Genomic DNA, 22,984 nt, shown 5'->3' on the forward strand with positions numbered 1-22,984 from the left:
GGGAGTGTTTGGATTGTCTTTATCCCATCCTTTGCCTCGCGAGCTGACGCGCCCCGTGCATGTGGGCGGCGTGCAGATCGGTGGCGGCGCGCCGGTGGTGGTCCAATCTATGACCTGCACCGATACCGCTGATGCCCAGGCAACGCTTGCGCAAGTGTGCGCGTTGGCGCAGGCTGGCTGCGATATCGTGCGCGTGAGCGTGCCCTCCGAGGCCGCGCTTGAGGGCTTCCGCACCATCTGTGCCGAGTCTCCGGTGCCGATTGTCGCCGATATCCACTTTAACCATAAGCTCGCCATTGGTGCCGTTGAGGCCGGTGCCGCCAAGCTGCGCATCAATCCCGGCAATATCGGCGATTGGGCCAAGGTTGACGCGGTGATCGATGCTGCGGGTGCCGCGGGCTGTGCGATTCGCATTGGCGTGAACGCGGGCTCGCTTGAGCAAGATATTGCCGAGCGCGACGACCTCACGCAGCCCGAAAAGCTCGTGATGTCGAGCGAGCGCTTCGTCAAGCACTTTGAGGATCGCGGCTTTACGAATATTGTGCTTTCGGCCAAGGCCCATAGCGTGCAAACGACGCTCGATACCTATCGAGCCCTGTCACGTGAGATTCCCCACGTTCCGCTTCACCTGGGCGTGACGGAGGCGGGGACCAAGCTTCAGGGCACCATCAAGAGCTCTGTAGGCTTGGGTATCTTGCTTTCCGAAGGCATCGGCGACACCATGCGTGTGTCGCTCACGGCCGATCCGGTTGAGGAGCCGCCGGTCGCCTGGGGAATTCTACAGTCGCTGGGCCTGCGTCGCCGTGGTCCCGAGATTGTCTCGTGCCCCACGTGCGCCCGCTGCCAGGTTAACCTCATTCCCATCGCCGAGGAGGTCACCGAGCGGCTTAAGAACTATTCCGCGCCGCTTTCGATTGCCGTCATGGGATGTGCCGTTAATGGCCCCGGTGAGGCTTCTGATGCCGACCTGGGCGTTGCTTGCGGACGTGGTCAGGCCTTGCTCTTTTCGCATGGCCAGATCATTGGTAAAGTAACTGAGGACCAAATTGTCGACGCGCTTATGGCAGAGGTCGACAAGCTTATTGAGGAGAAATAAATGACCCGAGCAATGTATATGTCTAAGCTCTATGCGCCGACGCTTAAAGAGGATCCGGCGGACGCTGAGCTCGCCAGCCACCGCCTGCTGCTCCGTGCCGGCATGATCCGCAAGGAGGCCGCCGGCCTGTATTCCTATCTGCCGCTCGCTTGGCGCTCGATCCGCAAGATCGAGAACATCGTGCGCGACGAGATGGATGCCGCCGGTGCTCAGGAACTCATGATGCCCATCATGGTCGATGCCGAGCTGTGGCGTGAGTCCGGCCGTATCGATGCCTATGGCAAGGAGCTTGTGCGCTTTGATGACCGCCACGGCCGCGAGTTTGTGCTCGGACCCACGCACGAGGAGACCGTGACTGCCCTGGTGCGCAATGAGTTGCGTTCCTACAAGCAGCTGCCAGTGAACCTCTATCACATCCAGGATAAGTTCCGCGACGAGTTCCGTCCCCGTTTTGGCCTGATGCGCGGTCGCGAGTTCATCATGAAGGACGCCTACAGCTTTTCTGCTACGCAGGAGAGCCTGCAGGAGGAGTACGACAAGATGAAGCAGGCCTATGCCAACATTTGCGAGCGCTGCTACATCAAGGCTCTGCCCGTTGTCGCCGACTCCGGCGAGATCGGTGGCGATACCTCCGTCGAGTACATGGCTTTGGCCGACGCTGGCGAGGCTTCGCTCGTCTACTGCGACGATTGCGGCTTCGCTGCCGACGATGAGGCCGCAAGCACCAAGGTCGTTGTGACCGAGGGTCCTGGCGACGGTACGCTTACCAAGGTCGAGACTCCGGGCATGGGCACCATCGAGGCCGTTGCAAAGTTCTTCGGCTTCCCCGAGAACGGCACGCGCAAGTCTCTGGCACTCCTCGACGCCGAGGGCAAGCCCGTCGTGGCCATTGTTCCGGGCGACCACGAGCTCAACGATTGCAAGGCCGAGCATGTCTTTGGCAAGGGCTATCGCATGATGACTGATGAGGAGCTCCAGACCTACGGTCTGCATAAGGGCTTTATCGGACCGGTTAACCTGCCCGAGGGCATTCGCCTGGTGTGCGACGAGAGCCTGCGCGAGTCCAAGCAGTGGGCCTGCGGTGCCAACGAGGTCGATTATCACTTTACCGGTGCCTGCCCCGAGCGCGACTTTACCGTCGACGAGTGGGCCGACCTGGTAACCGTCGTTGCCGGCGATCCCTGCCCGCACTGCGGCAAGCCGCTCTCTGCTGCTCGCGGCATCGAGGTCTCGCAGGTCTTCCAGCTGGGTACCAAGTATTCCGAGGCCATGGGCGCCACCTTTATGGACGAGGACGGCAAGGAGAAGCCGCTTATCATGGGTTGCTACGGCGTTGGTGTGTCCCGCTCGCTTGCTGCCGTCGTGGAGCAGCACAACGACGAACACGGCATCGTCTGGCCGGTCTCCGTTGCCCCGTACGAGGTCGCGGTGATTCCGCTCGATCCCAAGAAGGAGGAGTGCGCTAACGTTTGCGACCAAATCGTCGAGGGCCTGTGCGCCGAGGGTATCGAGGTTGTCGTCGATGACCGTGACGAGCGTCCTGGCTTTAAGTTTGCCGATAACGACCTCATGGGCTTCCCGTATCAGGTCGTGCTTGGCAAGCGTGGCCTCAAGAATGGTACTGTGGAGCTCAAGGACCGTGCCACGGGCGAGCGTGAGGACGTGGCGATCGACGAGGTCGTCGCCAAGATTGCCGAGCTTGTTAAGGCGGCCCGCCGTTAATCGACGATTCTGCTATTAGATGTAATTGCGGGACTGCTCCGTATCTCTCTTAGGAAGAGATGCGGAGCAGTCTATTTTGTTGCGTGAATAAACTCGATGGGTAAAGGAAAACCCCACAGCCCATATGAGCTGCGGGGTTTTCTTGTGCCTCCGATGCGAAATAAATCGCTCAGATATTACTGATAATCGACGACGTCGATCCAGTTCTTCAGGAACTCATCGTTCACGTTGCGCTTACGAGCGAGCTCGGAAGCGGCGACGATGCTCGTCCACTGACGCACGACCTGCATGGGCATGTCGGCGCGGTCGCAGTAGAGCTCCAGGTAGGCCTCAGCCTGGTCCTTGCTGTTGAGGGCGAAGAGCAGGTAGGTGGTGGCAACGTCGGCAGCAGGGGAGCCCTGGGTGGCGTGTGCCCAGTCGCACACATAGAGCTGGCCGTCGTCGCCGACGATGACGTTGGAGGGGTTGAAGTCGCCGTGGCAGACCTTAAACTCCTTGGTCATGCCGTCCAGACGCTCCTGAAGGTTGTAGCGCGTGGTGGCATTGAGCTGATCAAGGCTGTCGATCATGCGGGCGAACTTGTCGCGCTGACGGTTGAGCAGCGGGGAGGTGTAGCCGTGGATCTCGATCTGGAGGTCGACGAACATCTCGAGATACTCACCAAAGCGCTGGGGCTCGGCAGTCATCTTCTCGGCAAGGGTGGTGCCCGGAACCTTCTCGGTCACGAGCGCCCAGCCGTTGGCGTTCTCGAGCTGGGAAACCTCGAGAGCCTTGGGGCTGCGGATGCCGCACTCATTGATGCGGGCAAGATTCAAAGCCTCGTTGAACACGTCGGAGACAGGCTTGGTCTCGTTAAAGACCTTGACGATCTTGTCGCCCAGGTCGTAAACGACCTTGTTGCCACGGCGGACGAGCTCGGTCTTGGAATCGGGTAGCAGCATGGTTGCATCCTTTCAACGATGCGATAGAAGCGACGGCGGGGGTGTGTGAAACACCCGTGCACCCCCGCCGTTAAAAACCGTGCTAAAACTAGCAGACGGCGTAGTCCTGAGGCTCGCGGCCGTAGTAGGCGTCCAGGTAGAGCTCCTTGATCTCGCTCATGAGCGGGTAGCGCGGGTTGGCGCCGGTGCACTGGTCGTTGAATGCCTGCTCTGTCATCTCGTCGAGGGTGTCGAGGAAGTACTGCTCGTCAACACCGTAGTCGGCGATGGTCTTCTTGACGCCGATGAAGTCCTTGAGCTCCTCGAGCTTCGTGATGAAGTTCTCGAAGACCTCCTTGTCGTCCTTGCCCTCGATGCCGCAGTACTTGGCCATCTCGGCGTAGTTGTGCAGCGCGTTGGGGTAAGGATACTGGGAGAAGGTACCCATCTTGACGGGAGCCTCGGCGGCGTTGTAGCGCATAACGCGGGTCAGGATGACGGCGTTGGCGATGCCGTGGGGCAGGTGATGGAAAGCGCCGAGCTTGTGGGCCATGGAGTGGTTGAGGCCCAGGAAGGCGTTGGCGAAGGCCATACCGGCCATGCAGGAGGCGTTGTGCATCTCCTCGCGGGCGTGCGGGTCCTTGGCGCCGTTCGTGAAGCTGGAGGGCAGGTTCTCAAAGACGAGCTTAGCAGCGCGCTCGGAGAGGCCCTTGGTGTAGTCGGAAGCCATGATGGAGACGTAGGACTCGATGGCGTGGGTCATGACGTCGATGCCGGAGGCAGCGGTCAGGCCGCGCGGGGCGGTCATGCAGTTGTCGGCGTCGACGATAGCCATGTTGGGGAGCAGCGCGTAGTCGGCGAGCGGCCACTTGATGCCGGTCTCCTTGTCCGTGATGATGGCGAACGGCGTGCACTCGGAGCCGGTACCCGAGGAGGTCGGGACGGCGACGAAGTAGGCCTTCTTGCCCATCTCGGGGAAGGTGAAGATACGCTTGCGGATGTCCATGAAGTCCATGGCCATGTCCTCAAACTTGCACTCGGGGTGCTCGTACATCATCCACATGATCTTGCCGGCGTCCATAGCGGAGCCACCGCCGACGGCGATGATGACGTCCGGCTCAAAGAGAGCCATCTGCTTGGCACCACGACGTGCGCACTGCAGCGACGGATCGGGCTCGACGTCGTAGAAGCAGTCGTGGGCGATGCCCATCTCGTCGAGCTTGGCCTCGATGGCGCGGGTGTTGCCATTCTTGAAGAGGAACTGGTCGGTGACGATGAAGGCGCGCTTCTTGCCCATGACGTTGCCCAGCTCGTCGAGGGCGACGGGCGTGGAACCCTTCTTGAAGTAGACCTTCTCGGGAGCGCGGAACCACAGCATGTTCTCACGGCGCTCGGCCACAGTCTTAACGTTGATCAAGTGCTTCACCCCAACGTTCTCGGAGACGGAGTTGCCGCCCCAGGAGCCGCAGCCCAGGGTCAGAGACGGCTTCATGCCAAAGTTGTACAGGTCACCGATGCCACCGTGCGAAGACGGGGTGTTGATGACGATACGGCAGGCCTTCATGACGTGCTCGAACAGGCTGATCTTCTCGGCCTGGGCGGGGTGCACGTAGAGAGAGGCGGTGTGGCCCGGGCCACCGGCGAGCACCAGGTGCTCGGCCTTGTCGACGGCCTCCTGGAAGTCCTTGGCGTGATACATGGCCAGGACCGGGGAGAGCTTCTCGTGGGAGAACTCCTCCTTGGCGGGGTCGGTGGAGGTGACCTCGGCGATCAGGATCTTGGTCTTGGCGGGAACCTCGATGCCGGCGAGCTCGGCGATCTTGGCGGCAGCCATGCCGGGGATGCGGTGGTCGAGGGCGCCGTTCTTGAACATGGCGGCACGCAGGGCCTCCATCTCGGCACCCTGCTTGACGAAGTAGCAGCCGCGCTTCTGGAACTCGGCCTTGACCTGGTCATAGATGGTGTCGATGACGGTCACGGACTGCTCGGAAGCGCAGATCATGCCGTTGTCGAAGGTCTTGGAGTGGATGATGGAGTTCACTGCGAGCAGCACGTCGGCGGTGTCGTCGATGATGACCGGGGTGTTACCGGCGCCGACGCCCAGGGCGGGCTTACCCGAGGAGTAAGCGGCCTTGACCATGCCCGGGCCACCGGTGGCGAGGATGATGTCGACGTCGCGCATGACCATGTTGGTCAGCTCGATGGAGGGGACATCGACCCAGCCGATGATGCCCTCGGGGGCGCCGGCCTTGACGGCGGCGTCGAGCACGAGCTTGGCGGCGGCGATGGTGCACTTGGCGGCTGCCGGGTGCGGGGAGATGATGATGCCGTTGCGGGTCTTCAGGCTGATCAGCGTCTTGAAGATCGCGGTGGAGGTGGGGTTGGTCGTCGGGATGACGGCGCCCACGATGCCGATGGGCTCGGCGATCTTGGTGATGCCGTAGGCCTCGTCGCGCTCCAGAACGCCACAGGTCTTGGTGTTCTTGTAAGCGTTGTAGATGTACTCTGCGGCGTAGTGGTTCTTGATGACCTTGTCCTCAAGAACGCCGCGGCCGGTCTCCTCGATGGCCATCTTCGCCAACGGGATACGAGCCTTGTTGGCGGCCATGGCGGCCTCATAGAAGATCTTGTCGACCTGCTCCTGCGTGTACGTAGCAAAAAGCGCCTGGGCCTCTCGCATCTGAGCGAGCTTAGCCTCAAGCGCCTCTACGTTGTCCACAATTGCGGGAGTAGTGTTTTCCGGTGACTTTTTCACCATTTGTGTCTCCTTGCGATCGGAGATTTACCCTACGTCTTGCATGATAGCAAGAAATAATTCGGTAAACGGTAAGATTCCCGTAAAAGGCATACTAAAACGTTTCAATCAACTGAAACGTTTCAACTATAACTATCTGTCTATTGCATTGCCCCGCTCATTGGGGACAGACTTACATGAGTGCTTTCACTCATTTGTGACAGACATGGATTTGTCATTTTGCCGTTCTGGGCCTGTTTTTGGCGCAGATTGGATATAAATAGGTCACAGGCTCAGCATTTCGCGTTCCTTCTCTCCTTTTAGGTGTTGCCTGTACGGCTTTGAAAGGAGAGACCATGCCCCGATGCGCCCGCGAAATATCGCTCACCGGCTATTACCACGTCTTTGACCGCGGCAACTCCAAACAGATCATTTTTGAAGATGATTCCGACCGCTATCGTTTCTTATCGGACATCTCAGACAGGTTTGCGTGCCATGACGTGGCGGTGTTGGCCTGGTGCCTTATGGATAATCACTTCCATTTGATGGTTGATGACCCATATGACAACCTTTCAAAGGCAATGCAGTGCGCGCTGACGGCCTATGCCAAGTATTTCAATGGAAAAACGGGAAGAACGGGTCACCTGTTTGATAATCGCTATTCGCGGATCGCGGTCGAGTCGGACACGCAGGCGGTGCAGTTGCTCGATTATATCCATCTCAATCCTGTGAAAGGTGTGCTCGACTCGCTCGATGCCTACCGCTGGTCAAGCTACAAGGCATACCAGCTGGGATACGATCCCTTTGATATCTGTGACGCGGCTCCTATGCTCGATATTGTCGGAGGCTCTCGTTGCTATTGCGAGCATCTCGAGGAAGTTGCCGGGCGCATCTGGTCAGTGGAGATTCTTCCGCGCCGACGGATCCCCGATGAGGACGCCCTTTCCGTTGCGCGCGAAGTTTTGCCGAGCATGGATCCTGCGCTGCTCAAGGCCCTGCCACGCTCCGAACGTGATGCCTGTCTGCTGAGGCTCAGGCGGGCACATCTCACGGTCAAGCAAATTGCCCGTATCACCGGTATCGGCGCTACAAGCGTGACCAAGGCCACTGTAGGCTGGAAGGAGGCAGCGTGAGGTAGGGGCCGAACCGCAGTCGGCATGCGTTACGTCTGTCCCCAATGCGTGAAAACACTCATGTAAGTCTGTCCCCAATGAGTGCAAAAAGGCGCCCTCCGTGGGGGAGGGCGCCTTTGGTAAGTTCTATGTGAACGCGAGGTCTTTGACCCGGAGAGTCCGAGGTACTTGTTGGTAAGACCTTATTTAGGAGCGCGCAACCTTGCCAGACTTGAGGCAGGTGGAGCAAACGTTCATCTTGCGACGGTGACCATCGACGACGACGTAGACGCGCTGGATGTTGGGGCGGAACTTACGGTTGGTGACGCGGTGAGAGTGGCTGATGGAGCGACCGGCAACGGGGTGCTTACCGCAAACTTCGCAAACTTTGGACATAACTGACCCTCCTTGGGCGACAAACGAACATGTCGCGTTAACAAACAAGCCTGAACTATAGCACAGAAGCAGCTCCCTGTGCGTAATCTACACAGAGATATTCCTCTTTTGGCGATAGTGCTCACGCCACGGCCCTGGACGTAGATCCGATTTGCGTGCAGCAGAGGGGATTATGCCAGCTCGTGCGTGCGTTTTCAAGCTCGTCCCACAAATATATATAGGTTTATGGAGCACCTGCGCCCGTTTACGAATTGCCCTGTATTTATGCTCGCAATTAAGCTCGAGGTTGGCTACACTATCCCTTGACCATTAAAGGGGTACGAGATACCCACATGGAATTATATAGCTGCCAAAGAGCAGCCCTTCCTGTGGGTGTCTGGTCCGCTTTAAGCGGTCGGGCATCTATTTTTTTTGACTGTGTCAGCAGTCAAGACATGTGAGGAAGGAGATCGATGGGCACGACTTCCCCCAAGGCGGTCATCATGGACGAGACCGCCGTCAATCGAGCGATGACCCGCATCGCGCACGAGATTCTCGAGCGCAACGAGGGCTGTGAAGACCTCGCTCTGGTCGGCATCGTCACGCGCGGCGACCTTCTGGCAAAGAAGCTCGCCGAGGAGATCAAGGAGATCGAGGGCGTCGACGTTCCGCTCGGCAGCCTGGACATCAGCTTCTACCGCGATGACTATGCGACCAATTTCGCTCCCGCGATCCACGCTACCAACATTCCCTTCAGCGTCGACGGCAAGCGCGTCGTGCTGGTGGACGACATCCTGTATACGGGCCGTACTATCCGCGCCGCTCTGGATGCCGTCATGGACCTGGGCCGTCCGAGCCGCATCGAGCTGGCAGTTCTCGTTGACCGCGGTCACCGTGAGCTCCCCATCTCGCCGGACTTTGTCGGCAAGAACGTTCCCTCGTCGCATGAGGAGAACGTGCACCTATATATGAAGGAAGTCGACGGCCACACCGCCGTCGAGATTAACGACGTCGCGCCGGGTTCCCACGTGGGCTCCGCGCCGCTGGGAGGTGAGTAGTACCGTGGCGTTCAACCATAAGCACCTGATCGACATTACCGAGTACTCCGAAGAGGACATCAAGCTCATCCTCGAGACCGCCAAGGCGTTCTCCGAGGTCAACGAGCGTGCGATCAAGAAGGTCCCCACGCTCAAGGGCAAGACCATCGTCAACATGTTCAACGAGCCCTCGACGCGCACCCGCAGCTCCTTCGAACTCGCCGAGAAGCGTCTTTCGGCCGACAGCCTCAACTTTGGCGGCTCCTCGACCTCCACGGTCAAGGGTGAGAGCCTCGTCGACACCGTCGAGACCCTCAACGCCTACAAGATCGACTGCATCGTCGTGCGCGATAAGCACGCCGGTGCTCCCTACATCGTCACGCAGAACTCGCCCGCGAGCGTTATCTGCGCCGGCGACGGCAAGCACAACCATCCCACGCAGGCCCTGCTCGACCTGTACACCATCTGGGAGCACAAGGGTGACTTCCACGGTCTGAAGGTCGCCGTCGTCGGCGATATCGCGCACTCCCGCGTCTGCGGCTCGCTGATCCCTGCCCTTAAGATTATGGGCTGCGAGACCTACGCCGTCGCCCCCGGCACGCTGCTGCCGCCGGCGCCCGAGGTTCTGGGCTGCGACCACGTGACGAGCGACCTCGATTCCGTCCTGCCCGAGCTGGACGTCGTCTATATGCTGCGCGTGCAGCAGGAGCGCCTCGAGGGTGCCCCGTTCCCGACCATTCGCGAGTACCACAAGCTCTTCGGTCTGACCAAGGACCGCGAGAAGCTCATGAAGCCCGACGCGATCATCTGTCACCCGGGCCCCATCAACCGCGGCGTCGAGTTCGACTCCTATATGGCCGACCACCCGCAACGCTCCGTCATCCTGGAGCAGGTCTACGCCGGTATCTGCGTGCGTATGGCTATCCTGTATCTGCTGCTTGGAGGTGCCGATAATGGCCTTGCTTCTTAAGAATGCCCACGTCGTCGACCCGTCCGTCGAGCTTGACGGTGTCGTTGACGTCCTGATTGACGGCGATAAGATCGCCGAGGTCGGCGAGAATCTCGCCGTCGAGGGAGCCGAGGTCCGCGACCTTTCCGGCAAGTACCTCGTCCCCGGCCTGGTGGATATGCACGTTCACCTTCGCGAGCCTGGCTACGAGGTCAAAGAGGACATCGAGAGCGGCACCCGCGCTGCTGCCAAGGGCGGCTTCACCGGCGTGTGCGCCATGCCCAACACCGACCCCGTTACCGATAACGGAACCGTCGTTGAGTTCGTCAAGTCCCGCGCTGCCGAGGTCGGCCACTGCCGCGTCTATCCTTCTGGTGCTATGACTCGCGGCCTTAAGGGCGAGGCTATGTCCGAGATGGGCGATATGGTCGCCCACGGCGCCGTCGCCTTCACCGATGACGGTCGCGGCGTGCAGGGTGCGGGCATGCTCCGTCGCTGCATGGACTACGGCAAGATGTTCGGCAAGGTCTTTATGAGCCACTGCCAGGACGAGGATCTGGTCGGTCACGGCCAGATCAACGAGGGCAAGGTCTCGACCCGTCTGGCCCTCGAGGGTTGGCCGGCCGCCGGCGAGGAGCTTCAGATTGCCCGCGACATCGAGATTGCCAAGCTGACCGGTGCCAAGCTGCACATCCAGCACATCTCCACCGCTCATGGCCTGGAGCTCGTGCGTGCCGGTAAGGCTGCCGGTGTCCAGGTGACCTGCGAGGCCACCCCGCACCACATGTTCCTGACCGAGAACGACCTGGACGAGACCTACAACACCTCGCTCAAGGTCAATCCGCCGCTGCGCACCGACGAGGATGCCGAGGCCATCCGTCAGGGTGTTATCGACGGTACCGTCGACGCTATCGTTACCGACCACGCTCCCCACACCCCGTGGGAGAAGGCCCGCGAGTTCGAGCTCGCGCCCTTTGGAATGATTGGCCTCGAGACTTCGCTGTCGCTCGTGCTCACTGAGCTGGTCAACACGGGCAAGATGAGCGTGAGCCGCATGGTCGAGCTCATGGCCATCAAGCCGCGTGAGATTCTGGGCCTCGATCAGGTTCAGGTCAAGGCGGGCTCTGTCGCCGACCTGACCGTGTTCGACCCCTCCGCAACCTGGACGGTTGGCGAGGACGGTTACGAGTCGCGCGCCGAGAACTCCGGTTTTGCCGGCCGCACGCTCACCGGTCGTGCCACCGATGTATTTGTCGGTGGCAAGCAGACGCTCGCCGACGGCTGCATCTGCTAGCATAGCCTTATCGCTTTTGTGCGCGGCGCCCTTGCGGTGCCGCGCTTTCTGTTCGTTTAGACCATGCAACCGCATGGGGGATTGGAGCGTCTATGCCCACACCTTCCACTGCACGCATGCACGACTTCGAGGTCGTCTCGAACCGGGAGATCGCCGACGGCATCTTCTCGCTCGTCATCTCGGCCCCCAAGCTTGCAAGTGCGCTCAAGCCCGGTCAGTTTGTGAACATCGCCGTCCCCGGCGATGCGTCTTCTCTGCTTCGTGTGCCCTTGAGTTTCTACCGCGCCGACGCCGAGGCCGGCACCGTCGAGCTGTGGTACGCCGCCGTGGGCGACGATACCCGCCGTTTGTCCCAGATGGGCCCTGGCTCCACCTCTAACCTGTTGGGCCCCGGTGGCCGTGGCTGGATGGTACCCGAGGGCACCAGGAAGGCACTGCTCGTCGCCGGTGGCATCGGCGTTCCGCCTGTGCTGTGTCTTGCCGGCATGCTTGCCGAGCAGGGTGTTGATGTGGACGTGTGCCTGGGCTTTGGCACCGCTTCCAAAGTCGTGGGTGTCGATGAGTTCCGTGCGCTGGGCGCCACGGTTAACGTGTGCACCGACGACGGTTCGCTCGGCACGCACGGTTTTTGCACCGATCCTGCCGCCGAGCTGCTTGGCGAGGGCGGCTACGACTACGTGGCCAGCTGCGGTCCCGCCGTCATGATGAAGAAGGTCGCCGCCGCAGCCGCCGAGGCCGGTGCGTACTGCGAGGTGTCGCTCGAGCGCATGATGAGCTGTGGCTTTGGCGCCTGCAACACCTGCAATGTCGAGACGGTCGACGGTATGAAGGGCGCCTGTATGTGCGGCCCTGTGTTCGATGCTTCCAAGGTGGTGGTCTTCTAGTGGGTACCGTGAACATGGCCGTCGATTTCGGCGGCGTCAAGATGCAGAACCCCATCAACACCGCAGCCGGTACCTTTGGCTACGGTTGGCAGTTCCAGAACTTCTTTGATGTTTCCCAGCTGGGCGCCATCACCACCAAGGGTTGCGCTGCCGAGCCCTGGCCCGGCAATCCCGCGCCTCGCATGGCCGAGATCCCGGGCGGCATGATCAACTCCGTGGGCCTTCAGAACCCCGGCGTGGCCGCCTTTGCCCGTGAGTCCGGTCCTTGGCTCGAACAGCTGTCCAAGGACGGCTGCCAGGTCATCTGTCAGGTTGCCGGCCACTCCGTTGACGAGTTTGTCCGCGCACTCGAGATGTATGTCGAGCTGTGCCCCTGGGCTGCCGGCTACGAGATCAACGTGAGCTGCCCTAATATTGCCGCCGGCGGTGCCGCCATGGGATCAACGCCCGAGGGCGCCTCTTCCGTTATGGCTGCCTGCCGCAAGGTGACCGATAAGCCGCTGTTCGTAAAGATGGCTCCGGTCAACGTTGCCGAGATTGCCAAGGCTCTCGAGGCCGCCGGCGCCGACGGCCTTTCGGTCATCAACTCCATCCAGGGCATGGCCATCGACGTTCATACCCGCAAGTCCCGCGTGGCCAAGCCCAAGGGCGGCCTTTCGGGCCCGCTGTGCCACCACATCGCCGTGCGCATGGTCTGGGAGGTTGCCCAGGCCGTCGATATCCCCATCAACGGTGTCGGCGGTGTCATGACTGGCGAGGATGCGGCTGAGTTTATCCTGGCCGGCGCCACCTGCGTGTCGGTCGGCATGGCCAACTTCGTCGATCCGTGTGCTTCGCTTAAGATCGCGCATGAGCTCGAGGCCTGGGCCGAGTCCCAGGGCGTAAAGGACATCAACGAGCTGGTGGGTGCTTTCGAATGCTAGAGAATGATGCCCGCGACCGTGTTATCGTCGCCCTCGACTGCGACCGTGAGCGCGCGCTCGAGCTCGCCCACGAGCTTTCGGGCCATGCCGCCTGGCTCAAGGTCGGCATGACGCTCTATTACGCTGAGGGTCCCCAGATCGTCAAGACCTTTAAGGACCTTGACTTTAAGGTCTTCCTCGACCTTAAGTTCCATGACATTCCGCATCAGGTGCGCGGCGCTGCCCGCTCGGCCTCGCTTGCCGGTGCCGACCTGCTTTCGGTCCACGGCCTGGGCTCGGGTGCTATGCTCGCTGCCTGCCGCGAGGGTGCCGAGGAGGCGCGTGAGGACCGCGCCAAACTCGTCGCCATCACCGTGCTCACGAGCATGAATCAGGATGCCTTGAGCGAGATCGGCGTCGAGTCGCCCGTGGCCGAGGAGGCCGCCCGCTTGGCAAAGCTTGCTCAGGCCAACGGCATCGATGGCATCGTGTGCTCACCGATGGAGGCTCACGACATGCGTGAGCTGCTGGGTCCTGATGCCCTGATCGTGACTCCGGGTGTGCGTCCGGTGGGTGCCGCCCTTGGCGACCAGTCCCGCGTGGCGACGCCTTCCCAGGCTATCGAGCGTGGCGCAAGCCACATTGTGGTGGGCCGTCCCATCACCGGTGCCGACGATCCGGTTGCCGCCTTTGACGCCATCGTCGCCGAGCTGGTCGAAAACGTCGCGTAAAAGATTCCCCTAAGTCACCACTTTTGGGTCTCATTAGCACAAAATAGCCCCTGTGCCTGCGTAAACTTTCCCATCCTTTGTGTGGAATCGCAGGTCAGGGGCTTAACTTTGGGCGCAGTATATTGCACTTTTTGCGGGTATCGTCTAACCTATGGAGCCGCGATTAGGCATTTTGTACGTTCTACGTGCTAAAATGCCAATTATTGAATCAGATATAACCCAACTATTTGGAGGTACGAATGGCACTCCCTCAGCTTACCGACGAGCAGCGCAAGCAGGCTCTTGAGAAGGCTGCTGCCGCACGTCACGCCCGCGCTGAGCTTCGCGAGCAGATCAAGAAGGGCGAGAAGTCCCTCGAGTCCGTGCTCAACTCCGATGACCCCATCGCTTCCCGCATGAAGGTTTCCACCCTCATCGAGTCTCTCCCCGGTTATGGCAAGGCCAAGGCCGCCAAGATCATGGAGGAGCTCGGTATCTCCGCTACTCGTCGCGTCCAGGGCCTCGGCGTCCGTCAGCGCGAGCAGCTCCTCGAGCAGCTGACCAAATAAGTGAGCGCTCAGGATTCCAAGCTCTTTGTGATTTCTGGACCGTCAGGCGCAGGCAAGGGTACGCTCGTCACTCGTGTGCGCGAGCGCCGCTCGAACCTGGGTCTGACGGTTTCGGCTACCACGCGAGCACCACGCAAAGGTGAGGTCGACGGCGTCAACTACTTTTTTCTGACGCGTGAGGAGTTCGACCGCCGCGTGGCAAACGGTGAGTTTGTTGAGTGGGCCGAGGTCCACGGTAACTGCTACGGCACGTTGGTGAGCGAGGTCACATCCAAGCTCGCCTCGGGCTCGTCTCTGATTTTGGAGATCGATGTCCAGGGCGCCCTGCAGGTGAAGGAGCGTTTCCCCGAGGCCGTGCTGATCTTTATCAAGCCGCCTTCGCTTGAGGTGCTCCGCGAGCGTCTAGTCGGTCGCGGTACCGAGACGCCCGAGACGATTGAGCTGCGTATGGCAAACGCCGCCGATGAGCTTGCCCTTGCCGACCGCTACGACGACGTCGTGGTGAATGACGATCTCGACCGCGCGACCGATGAGCTCGTTCGCGTTCTCGATATGCATGAAAGGATCTGAGGTCCGTGTCCGTTGTAAAGCCTTGTATTGACGATCTTCTGGAGAAGACCGATCATAACCGCTTCCTGCTCGCTTCGCTTGCCTCCAAGCGCGCCTGCGACATCAATAGCATGCTGCGTGGCCAGCACAACCGCGTGCTTGCCGTCCAGGATGTCGATGACATCACCATCGGGCTTTCCGGTGCCGATACCATCTCGATGGCTATGGACGAGATTGTCGACGGCGACATCTCTTACGACGAGGCCCGTTACGAGAAGGCGCTCGGCCACAAGGTTGCTGAAGCCTAAATGGCGGCTCGCGTCTGCCTAGTCCACTATCACGAGGTTGGACTGAAGGGCAAGAACCGCGCACATTTTGAGCATATCCTCATGGATAACATTAAGGCGGCCTTGGCCGCCTTTTCCGTGAACGCCGTGTCTCGAATTTCCGGTTATATCCTCGTGACCTTTAACGAGCATCAGGCCGACGAGGCGGCGCGTGTCATCCGCACCGTCCCCGGCGTTGCTCGTGTGTCTTTGGCGTATCACACCAACCGCGACCCGCAGGAGTACTGCGCCGCCGCCGTGAAGGCGCTGCGCGAGTTTGGTTCCTTCGATTCGTTTAAGGTGCACGCCAAGCGCTCCAATACTGACTATGAGCTCACCTCGATCGATATCAATCGTCAGGTGGGCGAGGTACTGTGTGAGGCCTTCCCCGATAAAAAGGTTCAAATGCACGACCCCGATGCAATGGTGCACGTACTGGTGGTCCAGGGCAGCGTTTATGTGTACGCGCGCTCTGAGCGCGGCGTGGGCGGTCTGCCGGTGGGTTCTGCCGGCAAGGTCGTGACGCTGCTGTCGTCGGGTATCGATTCTCCGGTGGCGACCTGGATGCTCGCGCGTCGCGGCGCGGTGTGCGTGCCGGTGCATTTCTCCGGTCGTCCGCAGACGCCCGATACGAGCGAGTATTTGGTGCAGGACATCATCCGTGCGCTTGCGCCGGGTGTCCAGATCGGTCGTCTGTACGTGGTGCCGTTTGGCGACTGCCAGCGTGAGATTTCGGTTACCTGCCCCAGCAACCTGCGCGTGATCATGTACCGCCGCATTATGTATTCGGTTGCTGAGCGCATTGCACACATCGAGGGTGCCAAGGCTATCGTTACGGGCGAATCGCTTGGGCAGGTTGCCTCCCAGACGCTTGAGAACATCATGGCCGTCAACGAGGCCGTGAAGATCCCCGTGTTCCGTCCTCTCATCGGTTCGGACAAGCAGGAGATCATCGCACGTGCCGAGGAGATCGGTACATTCGATATCTCGACTGAGGCCGCTCCCGACTGCTGCACGCTGTTTATGCCGCGCCGTCCCGAGACGCACGCTAAACTCGATGCCGTGCATGAGGCCTGGGAGTTGTTCGATCATGAGGAGATGATCGAGCGCCTGCTTAAGCAGACCGAGTACATCGACTTCGAGAGCAACACGTACAAGGCCCCTAAGACCTTAAAACGCAAACATTCGGAGCTTGCTCCGCGTGAGATTTACCAAGATCACGAATAAATTTGTGCATAGACCGACGATGCGCCTGCATCGTCGGTCTTTTGCTATCTGGGCATTAGGCGATAAACGGTTCATTTGTCGACGTTTGCCTGAATAAATGGACATTATTGCGCAAGGTTTTGGTCAGCTTTTGGTTTGACCGCGAAAACCGGTTTTGGGGCGTGGCTGTTGCGGAGCTCCTTTCCTGACACGATGGTGTTGGGAGGTTTTGCTATGGCGCAGCGCGAACAATATGAACGAGTCAAAAAGATGGACCGCTGGGCGGGCAAACTGCTCGGTCATAAGGCAGTGGTGATGGCGATACTGGTCGTCATTGCGATGGCGAGTGGACTGGCAATGGCGAACCTTGGCGGCAGTGCCGGCGGCGTGTCGTTTGAGCGTACTGATGGTTCGGGCTCGTTAGTGGAGCCGGGATCCGGCGATGCCTCGAGCGGAAAGACATCCGAAGGCTCTTCGACTAAGGCTTCTGCCGCGGCAGAGGTCTATGTCGATGTCGATGGCGCCGTTGTGTCGCCCGGCGTATATCGTCTCAAGGACGGCGCGCGGGTGGCTCAGGCGATTGATGCCGCCGGCGGGCTGGCGCCCGAGGCAGACGTCACGGGGCTCAATCGGGCATCTAAGGTCGTCGATGGACAGAAGATTCACGTTCCAACGGTAGGGGAGCAGCAGGCGTCCATTGCGGAAGCCGGTGTTGATGTTGGGGCTTCCGCATCGTCGGGCGTTAGTGGCGCAACAGGTCTAGTAAACATCAATACGGCAAGCGCAGAAGAGCTGCAGACGCTCTCGGGCATCGGCCCCTCCATGGCCCAGTCGATTATCGATGAGCGGACAAAGAACGGTGCTTTCGCCTCGGTTGACGATCTGATGCGTGTGTCGGGAATCGGCGAGAAGAAGCTTGCCAAAATCAAAGATTGCATCTGCGTATGAGTGCGACCGAGCGCGAGCACGTGATGCCTCCGCGGCCCCTGATTCCGTGGACGATGGCCCTGTGTGCCGGCATGTGCATGAGCTGCGTCTTGGTGCTCAACATAGCCGCTGATGCGCTGCTGGGGGAGCGGGCGCCGGCGGTCGGGCCGCTATGGGCCATTCCCATTGCGGCTGCGGTATTCGTTGTGCTGGCTCAATCTTGTGCGCGGCTTGCCCCTTTGAAGCGGTGGCTGTATGCCGCGTCCGTCGGTCTCATAGCGGGTGCGGTCGTTTCGGCGTGGTGGGCCGTGGGTGCGCTCAACGCCTCGAAGACGCTCGACGGTCGAGCGGCAAGCATTCTCGAGTTTGTCGTGCAGGGTGACCCATCCATAAATGACGACGTGTATTCCTATACCTGCGAGGCGCGCTCGGACGGTAAGAACTTGGCAACGGTTCGCCTATCGTGTGACCGTGAGTTCAAGGTCGGGGCGCACGTGCGTGTTATCGGTCGCGTGTCACGTTTTGAGAACGATGCGTATGGACGATCGCGCGTGCTCCGAGGCGAGGTACGCAAGGTTAAAGCCGTTCGGATTGTGTCGGTCGATGAGGGTTCTCCGAGGCCACTGCTTCGGCTGCGAAATGGGCTGCTTGCGTCCATCGCGCCTGCGACCGACCCGGCGCGTGCGCTCATAGCCGGTGTTGTCTGCGGTCGTTCGGCCGAGCTGCGCGCCCAGCCTGCGGGCGAATGGTTTTCGGTGACGGGAACTGCGCATCTTATCGCCGTATCGGGCAGCCATTTGGCTATCGTGGGGTTTGTAATCGAGGGTTTATTGCAAAAGACTCGGTGTTCACGTGGTCTTCAACGGGCGATATTGGCGATAACGCTTGTGGGTTACGCTACCTTTACGGGCGCGTCTCCCTCGGCAGTGCGCGCGTGCTGCATGGTGTTCGCGACGCTTGTCGTAAACGGCGCGGGGCGTCGCCGGCATGGCGCTTCGGCACTCTTCGTAACCATGTCCATCTTTGTGCTACTGCGGCCGACGGTGCTGTTCGAGATGGGCTTTCAGCTCTCATGTGCCAGCGTCTTTGCCATCCTGTGCTTTTGCCCGTACGTCACCTATGCTTTGGGGGAGCTGGGTGTGCCGACAGGCATTGCCGGCATGCTTTCCGTCACACTGTGCTCGCAGTTGGCGACACTTCCCATTACCATTCCTGCCTTTGGTACGTTCTCGCTCATTGCTCCGCTTGCGAATGCGGTCATCGGTCCGGTGGTGAGTCTACTGCTCGCCGTGTCGATTGTGCTGGTTCCCTTTTCGCTCGTGGCGCCGTTGCAGGCTTGGGCACTCGTCGTACCCATGATTGCCGCCCGTTGCGCGTTGTTCTTCGAGCAGCTGTTTGCCGCCGTGCCGGGTGCATCCGTGAGCGTGCCGCCCGATAGCATGTGGATTTACCTGGTGCCGTGTTTGCTGGCGGCTCTGCTGGTCTGGTGGCCGCGTCCCCGTGCACGTCCTATGGCGATGGGGCTTGCATGCCTGGTGCTCTTGGCTGCGATTCCGTACGTCTACTGGGATCGATTCTCGCCGCCTTCGGTAACGGTGCTCGATGTTGGTCAGGCCGATGCGATTCTTATCCGCCAAGGTGGGACCGTGGCGCTCGTCGACTGTGGGCTCGATGAGCGCGTGGTGAGCGCGCTGGTCCGCAATAACGTGCACCATATCGATGCCGTCTTTGTGACGCATTGGGATGAGGATCACTGGGGTGGTCTGCCTGCCGTGCTCGAACAGTTTTCGGTCGGAACGATTGCCGTGGCGGCGGATGCGCTGGAGGATGCTCCTGCCGAGGTATTGAACCGACCTGGCGTGGAGTATCGGCAGGTGCGCCGTGGGGATACGGTCGACATCGGCTCATTTTGCGCCCGCGTGATGTGGCCATTCGAGTCCGTGGATGGCGAGGGCAATGAGGACTCTCTTGTTTTGCTGCTCTCCTACGATCAGGAGGGTAAGAGCCTGCGCGTGCTCCTCACTGGTGATGCCGAGCTCGATCAGGAGCGCGAGTTTATCCAGGAAGTGGGCGATATCGATGTAATCAAGCTGGGGCATCACGGTTCAAAAGTTTCCGTCGACACAGACCTGCTGGGCACGCTTAAGCCCGAGCTCTCTATCGCGAGCGCGGGCGAGGGCAACCGCTACGGCCATCCATCCGATGCCTGCATTGATGCGGTTCGCGATGCGGGCGGCGCATTTGCCTGCACCATCGAACATGGAGACATTACCGTCTCGCCGACCGCAACCGGTTTTGCCATGCGATGCCAGCGACCGTGATGACATCGTTGGCGCGCGGTGTGCCCCTGGGCTAAAATGGCACGGTACGAATTCGAGTGTGTGCGAGAGGGGAGCGTAATGTCCGAAACCGGTCTGCTGCCGGCATATCTGATCGTCGGTACCGATGGAGTCAAGCGCGACCACGCCGTCTCGCGTATGAAAGCTCGCTTGGAAAAGTCGGGTATGGTTGAGTTCAACCTCGATGAACGCGACATGACGAAAGATCCCGATATCGAGTCGATCATCGGCTCGCTCAATACCTTTCCCATGGGTAGCGAGTTTCGCCTGGTGATCCTCGACGGCTGCTCAAAGCTTGCCAAGGCGGTTTCGGAACCGCTCGTCGAGTACCTCGCAAGTCCCAGCCCTACGACGGTCTGTCTCATTATCGCCGACTCACTTGCCAAGAATACGCGCCTGTATAAGGCAATCGCCAAGATCGACAAGAAGGCTATCGTCGATTGCTCGGGTACCAAGCGCTGGGAACTGCCGCGCCGCGTTCAGCAGATGGCGACGCAGCACGGTAAGTCCATCTCGACGGCTGCTGCCGAGGAGCTCGTCTCGCGTTCGGGCGAAAACACGCGCATGCTCGATAACGATCTGGCAAAGCTCGCCCAGATGGTCGAGGCGCCCCAGATTGAGCTTGCCGACGTGGAGCGTTGGATTGTGCGTACGGCCGAGGTTCAGCCCTGGGACTTCCTCAACGCCGTCTCGGCTCGCGATATGCGGCGTTCGCTCGAGCTCTTTAAGCTTCTGCCCTCTAAGAGCTATGTGTGGACCTACACGCTGCTATGCGGTCGCATCCGTGAGCTGATCGTCGCCAAGGCGCTCGACTCTCGCGGGCAGGGCCGTGAGCTCGCCTCGACGCTCAAGCTTCAGGCCTGGCAGGTCAAGAATCACCTTACCTGGGCACGTCGCTTTTCGATGACCGAGCTCGTTGCCGCGCTCGAGGGCGCCGTCGATGTGGAGCTCGCGCTCAAGGGTTCGGCCGATTCGGAGACTGCGCTTTTGCTCTGGATTACGAACATCTTGAGAAAATCGTGATGATACCTGCCTATTTGACAAATTCGTTCTATCCCTTTGAGGGGGAGCGTGCTATAGTAGGCGCTTGCATGACCTCACCGTGTCTCAGAGGTGTCATACATTTTTTGCAAGGAACTCGAAAGGAACTCCAGAAGTGGCAAACATCAAGTCTCAGAAGAAGCGTATCCGCACCAATGAGGCAGCTCGCATGCGTAACAAGGCTGTCAAGTCCGAGCTCAAGACGCTGACCAAGCACGTCCAGTCCGCCGTCGCCGAGGGCGACGCCGAGAAGGCCCAGGCTGCCCTCAAGACCGTCACCAAGCGTCTCGACATGGCTGCCGCTAAGCATGTCATCCACAAGAACCAGGCTTCCAACCGCAAGTCCGGTCTTGCCAAGCTCGTGAACAGCATCAACGCCTAAGTTGTAAATTTCACACCACACAGATTACGCGCATAAATGGAGCCTGTTTTATGGAACAGGCTCCATTTTTTGTACCGCTCGGGTAAGATAGTCCGCATGAATACTTCAATTGACATTTCCCACATCCGCAACTTCTCGATCGTTGCGCATATCGACCATGGCAAGTCCACGATCAGTGACCGCATCCTCGAGCTCACCCATACCGTCGATGAGCGCGACATGGAGTCGCAGCTGCTTGACACGATGGACATTGAGCGCGAGCGCGGCATCACGATCAAGTCCAATGCCGTCCGCGTGTCCTATGACGCCGACGACGGCGAGACGTATCAGTTCAACCTGATCGATACGCCGGGCCACGTGGACTTCACCTACGAGGTCTCGCGTTCGCTGGCAGCTTGCGAGGGCGCGGTGCTCGTCGTGGACGCCACTCAGGGCGTCGAGGCGCAGACCGTTTCCAATGCGACGCTCGCCATGAACGCCAACTTGGACATTGTTCCGGCCATCAATAAGATCGACCTTCCCTCGGCGCACCCCGACGAGGTCAAGACCGAGATCGAAGACGATCTGGCCATTCCCGCCGACGATGCCGTGTGCGTGTCGGGCAAGACCGGCGAGGGCATCCACGATCTGCTGGAGTCCATCGTCTTTTTGATCTCGCCTCCCAAGGGCGATGCAAATGCCCCTCTCAAGGCACTTATTCTGGATTCGTACTTCGATGAGTACCGCGGCGTCGTCGCCACGGTGCGCGTCTTTGACGGTTCCATCAAAAAGGGCGATACCCTGCGCATGATGCAGGCCAAGGGTGACTTCTTGGTCGACGGTGTGGGCGTCAAGCGCCCTGCCGAGACGCCGGTCGATGCTCTGACCGTCGGCGAGGTCGGCTATGTGGTCACGGGTCTGAAGGACCCCGAGGCTGTGCGCGTGGGCGATACCCTTACGTGGGCTTCGAACCCCTGCCCCGAGCCGCTGCCGGGCTACCGCGAGGCCAAGCCCATGGTCTACACGGGCCTGTTCCCCATCGACAACAAGGACTACGAGAACCTGCGCGACGCGCTCGATAAGCTGCACGTCAACGATCCGTCGTTGGTGTGGGAGCCCGAGACGTCAGTGGCGCTGGGCTTTGGCTTCCGCGTGGGCTTCCTGGGCCTGCTGCACATGGAGGTCGTCAAGGAGCGCCTGGAGCGCGAGTTCAATCTAGACCTGATCGCCACGAGCCCCTCGGTCGACTACCACGTGTACAAGACTGACGGCGAGATGATCGATGTCCGCAGCCCGCAGGATCTGCCCGAGGCCACGCGCATCGAGCGTATCGAAGAGCCCTACCTCAAGGCAAAGATCATCTGCCCTCCCGAGTATACGGGTGCTGTCATGCAGCTCGCCATCGAACACCGTGGCGTCACGACCGATATGATCCACCTGACGAGCAAATCGGTCGAGATGCGCTTTGATATGCCGCTCGCCGAGCTCATCTTGGACTTCTTCGATCAGCTCAAGAGCCGCACCAAGGGTTACGCCTCACTCGACTACGAGTTCAACGAATATCGCCCCTCCGAGCTCGTCAGGCTCGACATCCTGCTTTCGGGCGACGAGGTGGACGCGCTGTCGTTTATCGTGCACAAGGATAAGGCCTATGGCCTGGCCCGCGGCCTGTGCGACAAGCTCAAGGAGATCATCCCGCGACAGCTGTTCGAGGTGCCTATTCAGGGCGCCATCGGCAATAAGATCATCGCTCGCTCCACCGTTAAGGCGCGTCGTAAGGACGTGCTGGCCAAGTGTTACGGTGGCGATATCTCGCGAAAGCGCAAGCTGCTCGAGAAGCAGAAAGAGGGCAAGAAGCGCATGAAGGCCATCGGCTCGGTCGAGGTTCCGCAGGAGGCCTTTATGGCGATCCTCAAGGTGGACGAGTAGGT

At 60.2% G+C, this 22,984-nt stretch carries 21 protein-coding genes; 18 read left to right on the plus strand and 3 right to left on the minus strand.

The features are described 5' to 3' along the window. Window positions 1–13 precede the first annotated feature (13 nt). Together ispG and DXC67_RS02640 are read left to right on the plus strand one after the other, a co-directional pair. A complete protein-coding gene (ispG, locus tag DXC67_RS02635) occupies window positions 14–1,096 on the plus strand; it encodes a flavodoxin-dependent (E)-4-hydroxy-3-methylbut-2-enyl-diphosphate synthase (protein WP_117637244.1) in 1,083 nt (360 codons plus the stop codon). After that, a complete protein-coding gene (locus DXC67_RS02640) occupies window positions 1,097–2,818 on the plus strand; it encodes a proline--tRNA ligase (RefSeq protein ID WP_233503139.1) in 1,722 nt (573 codons plus the stop codon). 176 nt (window positions 2,819–2,994) lie between these two features. On the opposite strand, the gene DXC67_RS02645 is transcribed toward DXC67_RS02640, so the two are convergent. Continuing rightward, on the minus strand, window positions 2,995–3,759 hold the full coding sequence (locus DXC67_RS02645; protein WP_006236119.1) for an aminoglycoside phosphotransferase family protein: 765 nt from the start codon (window positions 3,757–3,759) through the stop codon (window positions 2,995–2,997). An 88-nt stretch (window positions 3,760–3,847) separates the two neighbouring features. Then, entirely contained in the window at window positions 3,848–6,496 is a 2,649-nt protein-coding gene (adhE, locus tag DXC67_RS02650) for a bifunctional acetaldehyde-CoA/alcohol dehydrogenase (RefSeq protein ID WP_117637245.1), read from the minus strand. 332 nt (window positions 6,497–6,828) lie between these two features. On the opposite strand from adhE, the gene DXC67_RS02655 reads away from it, so the two are divergent. After that, the gene (locus DXC67_RS02655; RefSeq protein ID WP_117637246.1) at window positions 6,829–7,605 is read left to right on the plus strand and encodes a transposase; all 777 of its coding nucleotides are present in this window, start codon (window positions 6,829–6,831) and stop codon (window positions 7,603–7,605) included. Window positions 7,606–7,791: 186 nt separating this feature from the next. On the opposite strand, the gene rpmB is transcribed toward DXC67_RS02655, so the two are convergent. Continuing rightward, window positions 7,792–7,980, minus strand: a complete 189-nt coding sequence (gene rpmB, locus DXC67_RS02660; protein WP_022094725.1) for a 50S ribosomal protein L28 — start codon at window positions 7,978–7,980, stop codon at window positions 7,792–7,794. A 452-nt stretch (window positions 7,981–8,432) separates the two neighbouring features. Between rpmB and pyrR the strand changes: the two genes are divergently transcribed. The 15 genes from pyrR (at window position 8,433) to lepA (ending at window position 22,982) form a co-directional block, all read left to right on the plus strand. Then, a complete protein-coding gene (gene pyrR, locus DXC67_RS02665; RefSeq protein WP_006236123.1) occupies window positions 8,433–9,017 on the plus strand; it encodes a bifunctional pyr operon transcriptional regulator/uracil phosphoribosyltransferase PyrR in 585 nt (194 codons plus the stop codon). Between the two features lie 4 nt (window positions 9,018–9,021). Continuing rightward, a complete protein-coding gene (locus DXC67_RS02670; RefSeq protein WP_035138537.1) occupies window positions 9,022–9,966 on the plus strand; it encodes an aspartate carbamoyltransferase catalytic subunit in 945 nt (314 codons plus the stop codon). Beyond that, window positions 9,950–11,239, plus strand: a complete 1,290-nt coding sequence (locus tag DXC67_RS02675; RefSeq protein WP_117637247.1) for a dihydroorotase — start codon at window positions 9,950–9,952, stop codon at window positions 11,237–11,239. The genes DXC67_RS02670 and DXC67_RS02675 overlap by 17 nt, the downstream gene beginning before the upstream one ends. 116 nt (window positions 11,240–11,355) lie before the next feature. Then, window positions 11,356–12,123, plus strand: coding sequence for a dihydroorotate dehydrogenase electron transfer subunit (locus DXC67_RS02680; protein WP_117637284.1), 768 nt, complete (start codon window positions 11,356–11,358; stop codon window positions 12,121–12,123). A gap of 14 nt (window positions 12,124–12,137) precedes the next feature. After that, window positions 12,138–13,046: a dihydroorotate dehydrogenase gene (locus DXC67_RS02685; protein ID WP_006236128.1), complete on the plus strand. Its 909-nt coding sequence runs from the start codon at window positions 12,138–12,140 to the stop codon at window positions 13,044–13,046. Then, window positions 13,040–13,756 (plus strand): orotidine-5'-phosphate decarboxylase, encoded by a 717-nt coding sequence (gene pyrF, locus DXC67_RS02690; protein ID WP_117637248.1) that lies wholly within the window; start codon window positions 13,040–13,042, stop codon window positions 13,754–13,756. The genes DXC67_RS02685 and pyrF overlap by 7 nt, the downstream gene beginning before the upstream one ends. Before the next feature lie 239 nt (window positions 13,757–13,995). Then, a complete protein-coding gene (gene mihF, locus DXC67_RS02695) occupies window positions 13,996–14,304 on the plus strand; it encodes an integration host factor, actinobacterial type (RefSeq protein ID WP_006236130.1) in 309 nt (102 codons plus the stop codon). After that, window positions 14,305–14,874: a guanylate kinase gene (gene gmk / locus DXC67_RS02700; protein WP_099431806.1), complete on the plus strand. Its 570-nt coding sequence runs from the start codon at window positions 14,305–14,307 to the stop codon at window positions 14,872–14,874. A 5-nt stretch (window positions 14,875–14,879) separates the two neighbouring features. Further along, window positions 14,880–15,161: a DNA-directed RNA polymerase subunit omega gene (locus DXC67_RS02705; protein ID WP_035138532.1), complete on the plus strand. Its 282-nt coding sequence runs from the start codon at window positions 14,880–14,882 to the stop codon at window positions 15,159–15,161. After that, window positions 15,162–16,406 carry a tRNA uracil 4-sulfurtransferase ThiI gene (gene thiI / locus DXC67_RS02710; protein ID WP_117637249.1) on the plus strand — a complete coding sequence of 415 codons (1,245 nt, stop codon included), beginning with the start codon at window positions 15,162–15,164 and terminating at the stop codon, window positions 16,404–16,406. Between the two features lie 213 nt (window positions 16,407–16,619). Then, entirely contained in the window at window positions 16,620–17,333 is a 714-nt protein-coding gene (locus DXC67_RS02715; protein ID WP_117637250.1) for a ComEA family DNA-binding protein, read from the plus strand. Next, a complete protein-coding gene (locus DXC67_RS02720) occupies window positions 17,330–19,633 on the plus strand; it encodes a DNA internalization-related competence protein ComEC/Rec2 (RefSeq protein WP_117637251.1) in 2,304 nt (767 codons plus the stop codon). The genes DXC67_RS02715 and DXC67_RS02720 overlap by 4 nt, the downstream gene beginning before the upstream one ends. Window positions 19,634–19,711: 78 nt before the next feature. Further along, window positions 19,712–20,674 (plus strand): DNA polymerase III subunit delta, encoded by a 963-nt coding sequence (holA, locus tag DXC67_RS02725; protein WP_117637252.1) that lies wholly within the window; start codon window positions 19,712–19,714, stop codon window positions 20,672–20,674. Window positions 20,675–20,807: 133 nt separating this feature from the next. After that, window positions 20,808–21,074: a 30S ribosomal protein S20 gene (rpsT, locus tag DXC67_RS02730; protein ID WP_022094714.1), complete on the plus strand. Its 267-nt coding sequence runs from the start codon at window positions 20,808–20,810 to the stop codon at window positions 21,072–21,074. A gap of 96 nt (window positions 21,075–21,170) precedes the next feature. Continuing rightward, window positions 21,171–22,982 carry a translation elongation factor 4 gene (gene lepA, locus DXC67_RS02735; RefSeq protein WP_117637253.1) on the plus strand — a complete coding sequence of 604 codons (1,812 nt, stop codon included), beginning with the start codon at window positions 21,171–21,173 and terminating at the stop codon, window positions 22,980–22,982. Window positions 22,983–22,984: the final 2 nt, after the last annotated feature.

The sequence above is a fragment of the Collinsella sp. TF07-1 genome (assembly GCF_003437235.1).
GTDB lineage: Bacteria > Actinomycetota > Coriobacteriia > Coriobacteriales > Coriobacteriaceae > Collinsella.